The organism is Streptomyces lasalocidi (genome assembly GCF_005280215.1).
Taxonomy (GTDB): Bacteria; Actinomycetota; Actinomycetes; order Streptomycetales; family Streptomycetaceae; genus Streptomyces; species Streptomyces longwoodensis.
In genome coordinates this window covers 1-14,814 of the sequence record NZ_SZNQ01000003.1, presented here as the reverse complement: position 1 = coordinate 14,814, position 14,814 = coordinate 1, and the positions used below count along the sequence as shown (strand labels likewise).

14 protein-coding genes and 1 pseudogene are annotated in these 14,814 nt (G+C 69.4%); 5 read left to right on the top strand and 10 right to left on the bottom strand.

Annotated elements, in window-relative coordinates:
• Positions 1-121 precede the first annotated feature (121 nt).
• From E4U91_RS35470 to E4U91_RS35455, 4 genes are all read left to right on the top strand, one after another.
• Positions 122-2,893 (top strand): N-6 DNA methylase, encoded by a 2,772-nt coding sequence (locus E4U91_RS35470; protein ID WP_137311198.1) that lies wholly within the window; start codon positions 122-124, stop codon positions 2,891-2,893.
• A gap of 13 nt (positions 2,894-2,906) precedes the next feature.
• A complete protein-coding gene (locus E4U91_RS35465) occupies positions 2,907-4,550 on the top strand; it encodes an ATP-binding protein (protein WP_168218303.1) in 1,644 nt (547 codons plus the stop codon).
• A gap of 5 nt (positions 4,551-4,555) precedes the next feature.
• Positions 4,556-5,731, top strand: coding sequence for an HNH endonuclease (locus tag E4U91_RS35460; RefSeq protein WP_137311196.1), 1,176 nt, complete (start codon positions 4,556-4,558; stop codon positions 5,729-5,731).
• Between the two features lie 247 nt (positions 5,732-5,978).
• Positions 5,979-7,487: an HNH endonuclease gene (locus E4U91_RS35455; RefSeq protein ID WP_137311195.1), complete on the top strand. Its 1,509-nt coding sequence runs from the start codon at positions 5,979-5,981 to the stop codon at positions 7,485-7,487.
• A gap of 154 nt (positions 7,488-7,641) precedes the next feature.
• Here the strand turns inward: E4U91_RS35455 and E4U91_RS35450 are convergent, their stop codons facing one another.
• The 10 genes from E4U91_RS35450 to E4U91_RS35405 form a co-directional block, all read right to left on the bottom strand.
• Complete coding sequence (locus E4U91_RS35450; protein WP_422070948.1) at positions 7,642-8,427, bottom strand: PIG-L deacetylase family protein; 786 nt, start codon at positions 8,425-8,427, stop codon at positions 7,642-7,644.
• A 43-nt stretch (positions 8,428-8,470) separates the two neighbouring features.
• Complete coding sequence (locus E4U91_RS35445) at positions 8,471-9,028, bottom strand: NUDIX domain-containing protein (protein WP_137311194.1); 558 nt, start codon at positions 9,026-9,028, stop codon at positions 8,471-8,473.
• Between the two features lie 51 nt (positions 9,029-9,079).
• Positions 9,080-9,631, bottom strand: a complete 552-nt coding sequence (locus E4U91_RS35440; protein ID WP_137311193.1) for a class I SAM-dependent methyltransferase — start codon at positions 9,629-9,631, stop codon at positions 9,080-9,082.
• Positions 9,628-10,239, bottom strand: a complete 612-nt coding sequence (locus E4U91_RS35435) for a class I SAM-dependent methyltransferase (protein WP_137311192.1) — start codon at positions 10,237-10,239, stop codon at positions 9,628-9,630. The genes E4U91_RS35440 and E4U91_RS35435 overlap by 4 nt, the downstream gene beginning before the upstream one ends.
• On the bottom strand, positions 10,236-11,522 hold the full coding sequence (locus E4U91_RS35430) for an MFS transporter (protein ID WP_277755374.1): 1,287 nt from the start codon (positions 11,520-11,522) through the stop codon (positions 10,236-10,238). Before E4U91_RS35430 ends, E4U91_RS35435 begins: the two co-directional genes overlap by 4 nt.
• A complete protein-coding gene (locus tag E4U91_RS35425; protein ID WP_206666940.1) occupies positions 11,519-11,761 on the bottom strand; it encodes a hypothetical protein in 243 nt (80 codons plus the stop codon). Before E4U91_RS35425 ends, E4U91_RS35430 begins: the two co-directional genes overlap by 4 nt.
• 346 nt (positions 11,762-12,107) lie before the next feature.
• The gene (locus E4U91_RS35420; protein ID WP_137311191.1) at positions 12,108-12,977 is read right to left on the bottom strand and encodes an endonuclease/exonuclease/phosphatase family protein; all 870 of its coding nucleotides are present in this window, start codon (positions 12,975-12,977) and stop codon (positions 12,108-12,110) included.
• A complete protein-coding gene (locus E4U91_RS35415) occupies positions 12,974-13,345 on the bottom strand; it encodes an aldo/keto reductase (RefSeq protein WP_137311190.1) in 372 nt (123 codons plus the stop codon). Before E4U91_RS35415 ends, E4U91_RS35420 begins: the two co-directional genes overlap by 4 nt.
• Before the next feature lie 51 nt (positions 13,346-13,396).
• Positions 13,397-14,068 carry a nucleotidyl transferase AbiEii/AbiGii toxin family protein gene (locus E4U91_RS35410; protein ID WP_137311189.1) on the bottom strand — a complete coding sequence of 224 codons (672 nt, stop codon included), beginning with the start codon at positions 14,066-14,068 and terminating at the stop codon, positions 13,397-13,399.
• Positions 14,065-14,430, bottom strand: a complete 366-nt coding sequence (locus tag E4U91_RS35405; protein ID WP_137311188.1) for a hypothetical protein — start codon at positions 14,428-14,430, stop codon at positions 14,065-14,067. The genes E4U91_RS35410 and E4U91_RS35405 overlap by 4 nt, the downstream gene beginning before the upstream one ends.
• Positions 14,431-14,610: 180 nt before the next feature.
• Between E4U91_RS35405 and E4U91_RS35400 the strand changes: the two are divergent.
• Positions 14,611-14,814: pseudogene (locus E4U91_RS35400) on the top strand (chitinase); the annotation flags it as partial.

The window sequence follows — 14,814 nt, the reverse complement described above, 5'->3', positions numbered from 1 at the left end:
GCCCGACTGGACCGAGGTTCCGCTGGGTGAGCTGTTGCGCGAGCCGCTGGCGGCGGGGCGGTCAGGTCAAGCCGTCCCGGGAGGGGTACCGGTCCTCCGCCTGCCCGCGCTGCGGTCGGCGATGGCCGACCTCGGCGAGTCCCGGGAGGGACCGTGGGCCTCGGCAGCGGAAGCGGAAGCGGCCGACCATCTGATCCGGCCGGGAGACATTCTGATGAGCCGCAGCGGCGGGCCGGGGGCGCGGATCGGGCGGGCCGCCTTGGTCCGCCAGACCACCGGGCCCATGACGTACCCCGGCACCATGGTGCGGGTGAGGGTCGACGAGCGGCTGATCGACCCCGAGTACCTGGTGTTGGCGTGGGAGTCCCGGGCCGTACGCGGCCAGATCGAGTCGTCCGTACGTCAGGGCGCTGGCATGCATCACATCGCGGCACGGGACCTGGAACGAGTTCGGCTGCCCCTGCCCCCACGATGCAAGCAGGAGCGGATCAAGACCTCTCTCGCCTTCTGGCTCTCCCGGGTCGACGAAGAGGAAGCCGCCGTCCGCGACACGCTGCGGCGGGTAGAAGACCTCCGCACCCTCGTGATCGATCACGGCGTCCTCGGCCGCACCACGATCGGGCTGTACGCGGAGCCGGAGGATTCCACGGCCGCGCACCGCGCCCCCCTGCCCGCCGTCCCCGTGGGATGGCGCTGGGTCGCCCTCGGCGAGCTGGCCGAAGTCGTACGCGGGCCCATGGCGGACAGCCGGCGGGCCGACGATCCGCACGAGGTCGAGGTGGGGTCCCTGCGCCCGGCCGATTTCCGGGGCGAGCAATGGCCACACGAGCGGATGCCGACGGTGCGGCTGGACGCCCGTAAGGCGGAGGTAAATCGGCTGCGCCCCGGGGATGTCCTTTTTGTGCTGAGCGGACAGCCCGACAGCCTCGGCTTCGCCCGGGTGTGGGAACAGGACTCCTCCCATCGCACGTACGTACCGAACCACCACGTGGCACGGGTCCGCATGGCCGGGGACGCCCTGCACCCCCGGCTGCTCGCCCTGTACGCGAACGGGCCCGGCCGGCGCCAGCTGCAGGGCGCCGCACGGAGCACAGCTGGCCTAGCCTCCCTGGGCCTCGACCAGCTGCGGCAGACCCCCGTCCCCGTGCCTCCACTCGCCGAACAGGGCACGCTCCTCGCCAGCTTGGAGGCGTGGAGCAGCGAACTCACTTCCGTCACGGCCTCAGCCGAGGAAGCCTTGGCGATGGCGGACCTGCTGCGGGACAGCTGTCGGGAGCAGGCCCTCGCGGGGAGGCTGCCCCACGGCGCTGCGACGAGCAGCGAGAACGACGCACGACTCAAGGGAGCACTGACCGTGCCGCCGACGACGCCCGCCCGACGGTCTGTCAACCGACCTTCCGAGGTGGAGCGCCGGGCCGAGCGCCTCTGGTCCTCCTTCCCGCTACTGAGCGACGACGGCCTAACAGCCTTGGAGTACGGCGAGCAGGTGACATACCTGCTCTTCCTCAAGGTGGCGCAGGAGTTGCGGCACCGGCCCCTCAACCGCGTTGACGTCCTGGGGCGCGACGCCTGGGACGAGCTCGCGCTGCACGAGGGCACGGAACTGGTCCAATACTACGGCGCCCTCCTGGCGGAGCTTGGCGAGCGCGGCGGCGTGGTCGGCCGCATCTTCCACAAGGCGCAGAACCGCCTGCGCCGCCCGCTGCACCTCCAGAACCTGATCCGACAGGTCGGGGAGGGGTTCTCGTGGTGGGACGAACGGCCGGAGTGGCGTGCCCCGGTCTTCGACGCATTTCTCGCCCGGTGCGCTCAAGATCACCGGACCGCCGCAGGCCAGTACTTCACCCACCGGGAGCTGATCGACGCCATCGTCGCGTGCTGCCGTCCAACCGTCGAGGACACGATCGTGGACCCGGCCGCAGGCACCGGGGGATTTCTGGTACGGTCCTTCGAGCACATTGCCCGACATCTCCTGCCGGGCGTCCCGCCCGTCCAGCGGGAACGGCTATCACACGGCGCGATCCGTGGGACGGAACTGGTGGAGGCGACGGCGCGCCTCGCCACCATGAACCTGTTCTTGCACGGCGTTGAGCGCCTCGACGGCAATCGGGCGGCCATCGAGGTGCGGGACTCCCTTACCGTGGGCCCCCGCCGCCAGGCCACCCTCGTCCTCGCCGATCCGCCACTGGGGCAGCGACGCTGGGTACCCCCGTCCACCGGCACGCCCGACCTCCATGGCGCTGAGGAGCTTGCCCTCGCCCGGCCGGACTTCTGGGCGGCCACCAGCCACCAGCAGCTGAACTTCATTCAGCACGTCTACACCCTGCTGGAGATCGGCGGCCGGGCCGCCGTCGTCGTACCGGACGGCGTCCTCTTCATGAAGGGCGCAGGCGAACGGGTACGGAAACAGTTGCTGAAGCAGTGCGACGTACACACTCTGCTTCGCCTCCCCATCGGGTTCTCCGGAGGCTCCTTGGGGGTGAAGCTCAACGTCCTGTTCTTCGAGAAGGCCGCGGCACGCCCCGACGGATCGCCGGCGACCCGCCACCTCTGGGTCTACGACGCGCGGGCCGGACACACGGCCGTCGCTGATTCCCCGGAAAGCTCCGGTCTCGACGCGTTCGTCGCTGCCTATCGGCCCAGGCACCCGCGCGACTCCCGGGTCGCGTCGCGGGTCTTCAAGCCCTACTCCGTCGACGCGCTCCTCGCCAGGCCCGACGTCAACCTCGACCTCGGCGCCGACCTGGGCGAGGAGGAGCCGGGAGACGCTCCAGAGCCGCATCTGATCGCCCAGCAGATCTCCCAGCGGCTGGAGGACGTCTGGCGACGGTTCGCCAGGCTTGCGAAGGAACTCGCGCCGCCGCGCGATGCCCGCACGTTCCGGTCCGGCTAAAGGGGGGAATCCGATGCAGTTGCTGCAGCTGAGGCTGCCCGCCTACCGCGGCCTGTGGGACTTCACCCTCGACCTGGAGAGCGCCGTCGACAAGGGGCAGGCCATCGCCGTACTGATTGGCCCCAATGGAGGCGGGAAGTCCCGGATCCTGCACGCGCTTGCGGAGCTTTTCGGGGCTCTCTACCGCTGCGCCCTCGGCCATTCGGGCCGTACGGACTTCGGATACGAGGTGCGCTACCGGCTCCGTGACACGACCGTCGAGATCGTGCAGCCGTCCGCCGAGGCGGATCCGGTCATGTGGGTGACGGACGCCGCCGGGTCGCGGGACGAGACACCGCGACACGACTGGTTCCGCCACCTTCCCGACCACGTCTTCGGGTATCAGGTGCACGGGCGGGTCCCTTGGGGCTCCGAGTTCGAGCGCCACGTGCACTTCGCCGAAGCGGAGCTGGCGACGTGGCGCGAGCAGTGGACGGAGTCCTGGTTTGCCTGGCAGGACCGGCCGGAGAGCGAGGAGGGGGTGTGGTCGGAACAGCTGGAGCTGCCGATCACGTGCCCGCTCTACGCCCGGGGGTTCCTGTGCACGCCCGACTGGCTCCCCCTGGTCCTGCTCTCCCTGGCTGGCCAGTGGGCGGACGTCTTCGGCGACTACCTCAGGGAGCAGGCCAGGGTAGACGGGGTGGTATCCGCGACGCTGCACCTGCGCGCCCCTGCGTCGGTAGGGGAGGATCTGTCGGCCCTGCCGTACTGGGGGCTGGGCGGGCCGCCGCGCGCCCTGTTCGCCGAGGCGGCAGCATCCGGCCGCTTCGGACCGGTGCCGGAATCGGACCCGCTATATAGCGCAGGCACCCCCGACGACGGGTTCGCCCTCACCATGAGCGGCCCCGAGGACGTGCTCGCCTTCCGTAACCTCTTCGACAGCGACCTGTCGATGTTCGGGCTCCTTTCCACTCTTCAGATGGCCAGCTACCTGACGGTCGATGTGCGCGTCCGCAAGGCGGATGGCGCCGTCCTCCGGGCGGACCAACTGAGTTCCGGCGAACAGCAGATCCTTACCGTCCTCGGTCTTCTGCGACTCCAGCGAGGCCAGGAGTCACTCTTCCTCCTCGACGAACCCGACGCGCACTTCCACCCCGAGTGGAGCCGACGCTGGTATTCGTCAGTCCAGAGCATGCTCGGCGATGGACAGCGTTCACAGTTCATCGCCGCCACCCACGAGCCCCTCCTCGTCTCGAACATGCTGCGGCAGCAGATCCGGGTACTCGACACGGACGCCGACGGACGGACCATGGCGCTCGTCCCGGGCACCAACCCACGAGGCCAAGGAGCTGGCGGGCTGCTCACCTCGGACCTGTTCCGCCTTCGGAGCCAACTCGACGAACACACCCAGGACCTGATCGACACCCAGTATCGTCTCACTCCTGTAGCCAAGGACGACCCCCGAGCACGCCGAGAACTCCAAGAGGTGACCGACCGGCTCGACGGACTAGGGTTCGCCACTGGGCGCCGCGATAAGGTGCTCTCCTCCTTCCTGGCGGAACTGCACCGGCGACGCGCGGAGCTCATCGAACGAGCCAGAAATGGATCTGTGACGGGTGAGGAGCTCGAAGCGACCGCACGCGTCCTCTTCGACGAGCGCTTCTCCCGGGGGGTCTGATCCCGGTGCGCCACGTAGACAACACTGGACTTACCGCGCCACAGCAGTGGGCCGACAGAGCCGCCAAGGAACTCGAGAAGCTCCACGAGGACGCGAAGGATGCAGACAAGGAGCTCTCCTTCCGCGAGATGTGGCGGGAGGATGCGATTCGCGACCGGCTGATCGCCCTCATGGACAAATGCTGGTACTGCGAGACCCTGGTCGATCGCTCGCCTTACCACGTCGACCACTACCGGCCGAAGTCCGCCGTCACCGGCGAGGCCAAGCACCGCGGGTACTGGTGGCTCGCCTATGATCCCGCCAACTACCGCCTCGCCTGCCACCATTGCAACAGCGGCGGTGCTCGCTACGGCAACCAAAGCGCCGGGCCGGGCAAGGGAGCCCGCTTCCCTCTACTCGGACAACGCGCGTCAGTAGGCGAACGCCTGGAGTGCGAACTGCCGGTGCTCCTTGATCCCGTGGTGGCCGAGGACGCCGATCTCGTCGGATTCGACAGCCGGGGCTACGCCCGGCGCAGGCCCGAACGGCCCTACTCCGACGAAGAGGTGGCCCGGGATCTCTGCCGGGTGGAGGAGACCATACGCATACTCGCACTCAATGCCGACCGGCTCACTGAGAGAAGGTCCACCTTGATCGACAAGGTGATGGGACTCGTCGAGCTATACCTCGTCCGCAGAGACGACGCCGTTGTGGCGCGGTACGCCCGAAAGGAGATCGACGACCTGACCCGGACGACCGCGGAGTGGAGCGCAGCGGCAGCGGCAGCGGAACGCTTGGCGCTCCTCGCCTACGGCCGCTCGGAAGACGAGCTGTCCCCTGAGGGAGGGGCGGGGGACGATGTCGCCGAACGCGCGGGTGACGGAACCGAGCCCCCGGCGGCCACGGCGGCGGCCCATTGCGTCGACCTGCGAACCCTGGTGGCCGCCCTGCCCCCCGAGGCGTTCTCGGCAGGTGGGATCGCGCTGACAGGCCGGGGGAAGCGGGGCCCGGCCAGGGCGACCCTGTTGGCGGACGGCATCATCGAGTGCTTCCAGCAGCCCTTGGCCACGCCCACGTCCGCAGCGCGGATGGCTACCGGCGACGAGAAGGTGGATGGGTGGACCTTCTGGTCGTTGACAGTGGACGGCACGACCCGGACGCTCTCCGAACTGCGCGACTTCCTGCTTGCCCAGGACAACTGACGGGCACCGCCCGCCCCCACGCTCTTCTACACGGTTTGACCAGCCCAACACCGTCAGAACGAACGTCACTCAGTGAAAACAGATCGACCATCATGGGCGTCCCACTCCCCTCAAACTGACTTAACGGCCCCCAAGCCGCTGTCTGGCAGCGTCGCGTCGATCGCATCGCCTCGTCCCTCAGTCGTTGTCAGAGGTATGGGACAAGATCAGCTCACCAGACAACGCCGCACGACGACAAGGAAGCGCCTTGGACGACGATGTCATCCTGCGAGGACCGCTCGGGGAGATGGCCACAGCCGAAGCCGCCCCGGCAGGGTTAAACCCGACAGACCTCTATGCGGGCGCGATCAGTTGGTGGTCCGCAGCCGTCTCCCCCGCGGTCTCGATCGTCTCCTGGCCCAGCGCCCCGCTGACGGTCTGGATGGCGCACGTACATGACGATGCGTCCGACGGATCCCGGCTCGTCGATACCCTTCGCCGTCTCCTGGGAGGCTCTGCTCCGCTGGCGACCCACCATGATGTGACGAACGGACGGATGTATAGCGGAGCAGTGCATTCCACCCGCCGGGCAGAGCACGCCGGTACGGGCACCTCAGCGCTTCTCCTGACCGGTTCTCCGTTCACGGCTGGCCCCGGCAGTTCTTGGAGAAGTCCTCTCCTGGAGAGCCATACGCGCATGGCGTGGGACGGTCGGCACAACATTCCCACGCGGGGCTTCAGACGCCACAGATCCGCTCCACCACACGTCGGCGCCCTGTGGACTCCCTCCCTCAAGGCGTGGCGCGGCTTTCTGTCCACGGATGCAGCCACCTGGTCGCGTGTCCTGCACCTTGCCCAGCGCAGCGCACCTGCCCCTCTGGCGAGAGCGTCGTCGGACCGTTGGCAGCACGACCTGGCAGATGCATACCGGTGGGCCTTCCACACCCGGCCGTGCCTGACCTACACCCCTCACGCAGGAGAACTGCTGGACGCGGTCTGTGAGGCGGAGGCCGGGTGGGACACGGCTCTACCCGAAAAGCACGGCGGTTTCTTCCTCCGGGTCGGCGATCACGTCTCCCGCATGGCCGGCACACTCGCTGCGGCCGAACGCACCGCCATCCACGGCACCCACATCAGGGCCGCATGGTCACTCGCCCGCCGCGCCGTGAAGGACACCTGCCGTCTTGTCTCCATGGAACGCGACATGGTGCATCAGATCGTCGAGTACGTGGATGACGCCATGCGCCACGTATCGACGTCAGAAGGCCAAGCCTCTCCCGTCCTCTCGAACACCCCTGAGGGGCAAACTTACGGCGAATACGCCCACGGAAATCGTTCGCCAAGCGGCATCAATGCCGTCCGCAAGCTCAAGCAGTGGTACCAGGACTCCTGCCAGATATGCGCCACCACCCTGGTCCTGCGCTCACTCCGCCACCGCTACAGCGAAGCGGCTCACATCCGGGCCAAAGAGGACGGCGGACCCGACCTCACCGAGAACTTGCTGTGCCTCTGCCCGAACTGCCACGTCCGCTTTGACGGCGGAGCATTCGTCCTGACCGACGACCTCACGGTCGTCGACACAGTCAATGACCGCCTCGGAGCCAAACTCAAGCGCCATCAGTGGCACTACATCAACCTCGACCACGTTCGCCACCACCGGCACCACTGGATCAGCCGCAATCCCGCACCCCTCACAGCTCTGCCCTCGGAACAGCACGAAACGGTACGGGGTGTTCTGCAGCCGTGGCTGGACAATCTCCGTCAGCAGCCGCCCTGATTGCTTCCGCGTTCTGAGTCCAGGCTGGTGAAGAGGGCGGCGAGCTGGCCGATCACGCCCCACAGCGGTGGGTTCGACGGGTGTGCTGTCAACGGGCGCTCCTTGAGGGTTGGCGAAGGGGGTGGGTGTCGGCGTTGTCGGACGACGAAGGGAGTCAGGGCGTCAGATCCCGTTGCGGCCCGGGCGCGGGGGTGGTGTCCAGACGCGTGAACCACTCGGTGGCGAGAATCTGGTGCCGGGCGTCGGGAGCGAGGCTGGACAGGAGGGCCGGCAGGGGGCGCTGGCTCTCGACCTGGCTGCGGTGGGCGAGGATCGCGGCCCACTTGGTCTCCGCCCAGGGGCTCACGTCGACGGTCGCGGTCACCTGTTCATCGGGGGCGCTGTGGACCCTCTTGCCGACATGCTGGAGAAGGCTGCCGAGTTCGTCGATGCCCGATTCCGGGTGCGTGGCCACGTACAGCGCGCTGGGCTGCCAGGGGGCGCCGGCGTGCGGGTAGAGGTGGCGGAGCCCGGCAGCGTGGACGGCGAGCAGGGTCACGCGGTGGGTGTGGATGTGGTCGGGGTGCCCGGTGAGCTGCCCGTATGCATCGTGCGTGACCACGATGTCCGGCCGTAGCTCGCGGATGTGTCCGACGAGTACCTCGACCACGTCATCGAGGGGGGCGTCGCACAGGCGGGGCACGCCGGGAGCGGACTGGGGGATCCGGGCGTCGGCGTAGCCGAGCATCCGGGGCTTTCCGGCCCCCAGGACCGTGAGCGCGTCCGCGAGTTCGGCGGCCCGGTGGGTGCCGGGGGCCCAGGTGGCTGTAACCACGGCGGTCGCGGCGCCCGCGGCAGCGTGCTGCGCGAGGACGCCGCCGGCCAGGAGCGATTCGTCGTCCGGGTGGGCGAAGACACCTAGAAGGGACGGGCGGGATACATCTGTAGGGGGCGGGATCACGATGGTGCCTTCCTGTCGAACGCGTTGGGGCGTGGGCGTCGGGCTAGGCACGGTCGGGTGAGCGGTAGGCCTGGAAGTGGGCGGGCGGGTGATCGAGTGGCAGGTTGGGGTTCCAGGCGGTCAAGCACTGGGCGCTCGGTACGAACAGCGGGCCGGGCAGCGCGTCCAGGGGCCAGAACCGCCAGGATCCGATGGCCTCCTCGTGCTGCTCCGGGACGCCGGACCACTGCGTGACGACGACAGGCACTGTCACCCGGACGACGTCGCCCACCCGGTCCAGGAGCGTGCCCAGCACCCGTACGTCGCCGGGATCCGCCACAAGGCCGGCTTCTTCGCGGAGTTCGCGGACGGCGGCCTGAGCGAGGGTTTCTCCCGGTTCGACGGTTCCACCGGCGAGCTCCCACGTGCGGCGCCGGTGCCTCCCGAGCAGGACACCGTCCGGGCCGTGCACGATGACGCCGACGCCCAGCGCGGTATTCGGCGGGGGCGGTGCGCTTGTGCGGGGGCGGCTCGGCACGCGGTGAGGGCGGCGCGCGGCGTACAGCCGGTAGGAGACGCGGTTGTCCGGCTTGTCGGAGTCGATCGCGGTGACCGCCTCCATGGTGAGACCGTGCCGGACCAGGAGGTTCTCCCACAGCTGCGGGGTGAGGACTCACATGTCGACGGAGTGGTCGTCGGTGGTGCCGGGAAGCCGCAGGACTTCGGGCCGCGGTGCGACCTCAGTAGACGGCCCGGTACCGGCCGAGTTGGTGTGCAGCGCGGAGAAGAGGAGGCGGCCGCCCGGCTTGAGGCCGTTGGCCAGGACGGGCAGCAACCGGGCCGGGTCCAGGTAGGGGACGGAGCAGACGGAGTAGATGACGTCGTACGGGTCGGCGTCGCGCAGGTGCTCGGCGGCGTCGGCACACACCAGGCGCAGGCCCGGAGTGTCGGGGTAGCGGGTTGCGGCGCGCTGATGCTGTGCGGGTGAGGCGTCGACGGCGGTGACGTCGGCGCCCCGGGCGGCGAGGTGGGCGGCGTGCCGGCCAAGGCCACTGCCGAGGTCGAGGATACGGAGGCCGGCCACGTCGCCGAAGACCTCGATGCCGGGGCCGGTGTCGGGGATGCCCCAGTGCCACCGGTCCAGCTCGGGCAGCTCCAGCCGCCTGGCGAGTTGGTGGTTGCCGTAGGTGTTCCAGGTCTCCACGGTGCCTTGCTCGGTGGTCACCGGTCCTCCATCAGATCGCAGGGGGGGCAGGGGCGCAGGGCGTAGCAGCGCAGGACGTCGAGGTCGGCGGTGCGGACGGCGGACCAGCCCGTGGTCAGGAGTTCGGCCTGGGCCGGGGTGATGCCGAGGTTTTGCAGGGGGTCGGTGGCGGGGCGGCGGCCAGTGATTTCGGTGACGACCCAGAAGGTGCCGCCCGGGGCGAGGAGGCGGCGGACGCGGTCGAGGAAGGCGGCCTTGTCGTCGATCCACCGGTAGACGAGTCGGCAGGTGATGACCGGGTACGCCGGCTCCGGCAGGGTGGCGAGGTCGTCGGTGGTGAAGTCCATGCACTGCCAGACCGGCACGCGGCCGGGCCCGGGGTCCTGTGCTGCGGCGAGCGCCACGGCACTGGGGGAGCAGTCGATGCCGGTCGGGCGGAAGCCGATCTCGTTGAGGCGCCGGGTGAGCGAGCCGTCGCCGCAGCCAATGTCGAGGGCGAGGCGGCCGCGGCCGGCGCCGAGATGCTGCTCGAGCAGTTGGTTCTCGCTGTCGTCAAGCTGCCGGTAGCGGCGGCCCTGGGACCAGAGCGGCTCCCAGTAGGCCGTTGCCGTGGTAGACGCGGTGGTCATGAGGAGGCTCCTTCGCGGGGGTGTGGCACGGCCGTACGGGCGGGGATCGTTCGCAGCGCGCGGATAGGGGAGGCCAGCAGCACGACGACGGGGACGACTTGGAGCAGCGCGCCGATGGCGAGGGTGGCCCGGACGTCGAGAAGGAGGACCAGGCCGCCGGCGGTGGCGGCGGCGAGCGGGCGGGCCCCAGCGGTGAGCGTGGTGCTCGCGGACTGCATCCGGCCCTGGAAGACGGGGTCGCACAAGGCCTGACGCAGGGACCGCTGGCTGGTCCCCGCAGCCGTCGCCCAGAACAGCTGCACCGCCAGCGCGGCGGTCAGGACGATCTGCCACCGCAGGCCGGGCCCGGCGCACAGCAGGGGCACCTGGGCGAGGGGGCTAACCGCGAAGCCCACGATGATCGTGGGCCCGATGCCGATCCGGGCAGTGATCCTCGGCGCGAGCAAGGCACCGGCCACGCCGCCGGAGCCTCCGACGCCCATGATCACCCCGTATGCGGGCGGGGAGGCTCCCAGCCTGTCGAGCAGGTAGTACGCCCAGTAGGTGTTCATGACTGCCAGGCCGAAGGAGAGTGTCGACAGAGCGGCGATCACCGTGCGGATCGTGGGCTGCCGGGCTACGTAGCGCACCCCGTCTGCGATGTCCCGGGCCAGGCTCGTACGAGCGCGCGGCACGGTGTCGGTCTCGGGGCCGGGCATGCGCCAGAGGAGCACTGCGGAGGCGAGGAAGGACAGGGCATCGGCGAGGACCGAGCGGGCGGGGCCGACGGCACCGACCAGGGCGGCCCCGGCGTTGGTGCCGGCGCTGTCGGCCACCGAGGACGCGGCGCCGATCTTCGAGTTCGCGTCGTGGAGCTGGTCCGGATCGACGAGGGCCGGCAGCAGGCTGATCGCCGCGGCGCCGTGTACCACCTTGGCCGCACCGAGCACGATCGCGACCGCGTACAGATGCCCGACAGTGAGCGCCCCGGCGACGGCTGCGGCCGGAATGCTCACCAGCGCGCTGGCCGACGCCAGATCCGACGCGATCAGCTGAGGGCGCTTGGGGTGCCGGTCGGACAGGGCCCCGGCCCACAGCGCGAATGCGTTCGGGAGCTGGCCGAGGAACGCGAGCACGGCGACCTCGGTGGTGGAGGCGCGCAACTCCAGCACGGCCAGCGCGGGTAGGGCGACGGCGCTTACCGCCGACCCCGACAGGCTCACGGCATCGGCTCCGAGCAGGAGCCGAAAGGCCGGAGCGCTCCAAGCGGTCGCTGGCCGCGGGGCCTTGATGGTATCCGTCACCGGACTTCGCCCCCGGCCGCCGGGCCCGGGAGGACGGCTGCCCGATGAATCCGATGCCCGACGAGGCGTGCGGCTTCGGAGAGCGGATACCAGCCTGCGCCCGTGACTTCGGACCCCTGAACCTGGCCGACGTCCGCGTTCCGCGTCGTGAACGCGTATCCCAAGTCGAGGTGGTGGTACTCACCGGCCTGAATCCGGGAGGTGTCCCGGTAGAGGAACTCCTCCTGCGGCGTGCTCACAGCGCCTTGTGCAGGACTCGCCTCCGGCATGCTCTCGCCCTGCTGCGCGGATGTACTGCCCGTGCTCACATTGTCCCCCGATCTGTCGGTCACGGCTGATCCGTGATGCTCAACGAGCAGGCCGAGATATCGAACTGGTGTGTTTCAGTCGCTCCAAAACTCCCGGGATAGAGCGGGTGGCGCCGCGTGGAAGGTGCATGGACCCGTCCGGCACAACGGGTCTGTCGAGCCGCATGGTTGGCCGAATCGCCGAGGTCCGCACCGGCGGGCAGGTGTAGCCCGGCGGGCTGGCCGCATGAGGGGCGAGGTGGGCCGAAGCGCCGATGTCTGTTGCGGCGGCCGGCTGTCAGCCAGCCTCCGTCGCTGGGGCTTCGCCCGGTTCGCTCGGGGTGGACGGCAGACCCAGGCGCAGTGTCATGACCGCGTGGTCGGTCAGTCCCGCTTGGCGGGCTTTTTGGTGGTAGTCGCAGGCCAGGACGCGTTCGGCGTGGGGTGTGGAGACGAAGATGTGGTCGAAGCGGAAGCCGTTGCCGCTGCGCCCGAACCAGGAGTGGGCGACCTCGTCGGGGTGGAGGTGGCGGAAGGTGTCGGTGAGGCCGGCGGTCTGGAAGGAGTCGTAGAAGGTGTACTCCCAGTTGCCGAACACCTTGTGCGGGGGCTGGTGGCCGCGCTCGATGACGTTGAGGTCCCCGGCGATGATGACGGGCATGTCCGGGAAGGCGGCGAGCAGCCGTGGCATGCTCTCGGTGACCGACTCCTGGAAGGCGCGCTTGGCGACGTTGCGCTGGTCTTTCGGGCCGCGGGAGGGCACGTACAGGCCCAGCACTGCGGTGTCGTGGCCGCCGACGGTGACGCGGGCCGCCGGGGCGCGGTGGGGTGTGAGGGTGACCAGGCTGGGGACGGTCTGGACGGTGCTGGTGCGGCAGGCGATGACCGTGCGGTAGTCAGGCGCGGACGGGCGGGGCGCGATCACGGTGGCGTACCCGCGCTCGGTGAGCGCGGCGACGAGGGCGTCGCCGCCCTGGGCGCAGGACACCTCGGTGAGGACGGCGATATCGGCGCCGTCCTGGCCGGCGATCCAGTGGGCCTGCCGGCGGGAGCGGTCCGGGGAGGCGTGCTGGGCGTTGAACAGCAGCAGCCGCACGGCGTCGGTGGCCGGCTGGCGGGCGGGCTCGCCGGTGGCCAGCAGGGAAAGCTGCGCAGGGGCGGGGTTCATCGGCCGGCGTCCTTCTCGTCGAGGAAGACCTCGCTGTGTGCGTCCAGGTTCTGCTGGAGGCGGCTGAGGGTGTCGCGGACGAAGGCGAGCTCGTCGTCGGTCAGCGGGGTGCCGACGGCGGTCAGGTTCGCTTTGACCTGCTCGGGACTGGTGAAGCCGACGAGGACGGCGGCGTTCTCGGCTCGCTGCAGGCATACCTGGAGCGCGACGCGGGTCAGCGCGGCCGGGCTGTCGCCGAAGCGCTCGCGGAGCGGCCTCAGGCCGTCGGAGATGATCCGCAGGGCCTCCGGGGTGAACCACGCCACTTTCGCCAGGCAGTCGCTTTCTCCCCGCCTCGGCGGTGAGATGGCGATTCCGGCGGCAGCCATTGTGGCGTGTGTGGTGACGCAGACCGAGCCCAGGCCCTCAGGGGGCAAGATCTATTCATCGAGTTCGTCCGCGTCGGTGCCAAGCCGGCGCTCAAGATCATCGATCCAGTGCTGGGCCCACCGTCTGAGAGCGTGGATGTCATCCGCAGACAGCCCATACGCCTCGAACTCCATGTCATCCATCCACTCGGCGGCGCCGAGGCGGTCGCGCAGGTCCTCCAGGCGGAAATCTCCTCGTCCGTGGCGCTCCCCCAGCGTCTCCAGGTCTCGGAACGTGTGGTCGCCAGCGGCGGCATGAACGTCGATGAAGTCGCGGGTCGCCGCGCGATCGGCCAGGGCGCGGACCTTGGTGCCGATCACGTCATCGAGTGCCAGCACCGGCCCGTGGGGAGTGGTAATAGGACCTGACCACAGGTTTTCCTTGAGTACGTCCACCTCGCACTCCTCGCCGGTGTCGCTGCTGGTCACGAGCAGGCGCGCTGAGAGCGGGTCCACACCGATCACTCCGACCCGCCAGCCTCGCTCGGCCAAGCCGCGGGCCAGGTCTCTGACGATGTCGATCATGGGAGCCGGGTTCTCGGTAGCTACGTCAATGTCCTGACTCAGGCGATCGACGAGCCCATGGGCTTGCACGGCATAGCCACCAGTGAGCACCAATGGGTACGGCGTACCGATCGCCAGGACATCTGCCAACAGGCGGCGATGAAGGTTGCTGAGGTTCACGCGGCGGCGGACGCCTGACGCTGAAGCTCGGGGAAGGCGGTCTCCCACACCTCGCGCACGTGCCTGCTGATCATGGTCCGCATAAGGGGCCACTGGTCGCGCAGAAGGTCGCTGTTCAAGAACGACGTGATGTCGTCGCGCTGGCCTTCGGCGAGCACTGTCCGGTAGAGACTCATGCGTTGCCGGGGCCGGGAGAGGTCGTAGCTACGCAGTCCTGACCAGGCGATATGGAGCGGCAGGTCGACCTGACCGTGCCGCGGGCCAACGAGATCTTCAAGGGCGCTAGGAAGACGTTCGGCATACCGCGCGCGCAGCACATCAGCGGCGGACTGCGTGGCACCAAGAGAAGACTGCTGAACCATGACCCCAGTATTCCGTGCCTGCTGCAGGAATGGCAGCGCGAACGCGCTTCTGCCTATCCGATTCCGGTCGGCCGGGCCTCGCGGAGCTAATACGGCTCATCGGCTGCTCGAAGCTCATCGCCGATCGCCAGCGGCACCTCGCCCAGACCGAATCGGCCAAGCGTCGCCGAGGTGCGGGGCGACATGCTGCTCACGGGCTTCCCGGTGGCCGGTGATGCGAACAACGTCTTCCCGCCGCTGCGCCCCGACCAGGTCGCGATCGGCATGCCGGCCTCCACGAACGCGGGCAACGGCTACGTCTCCCCGGCCGAGGTCACCAAGACCCTGGACTGCCTGACGAAGAAGGCCAACTGCGGCTCGTACGCCACCCACGGGACCTGGCCG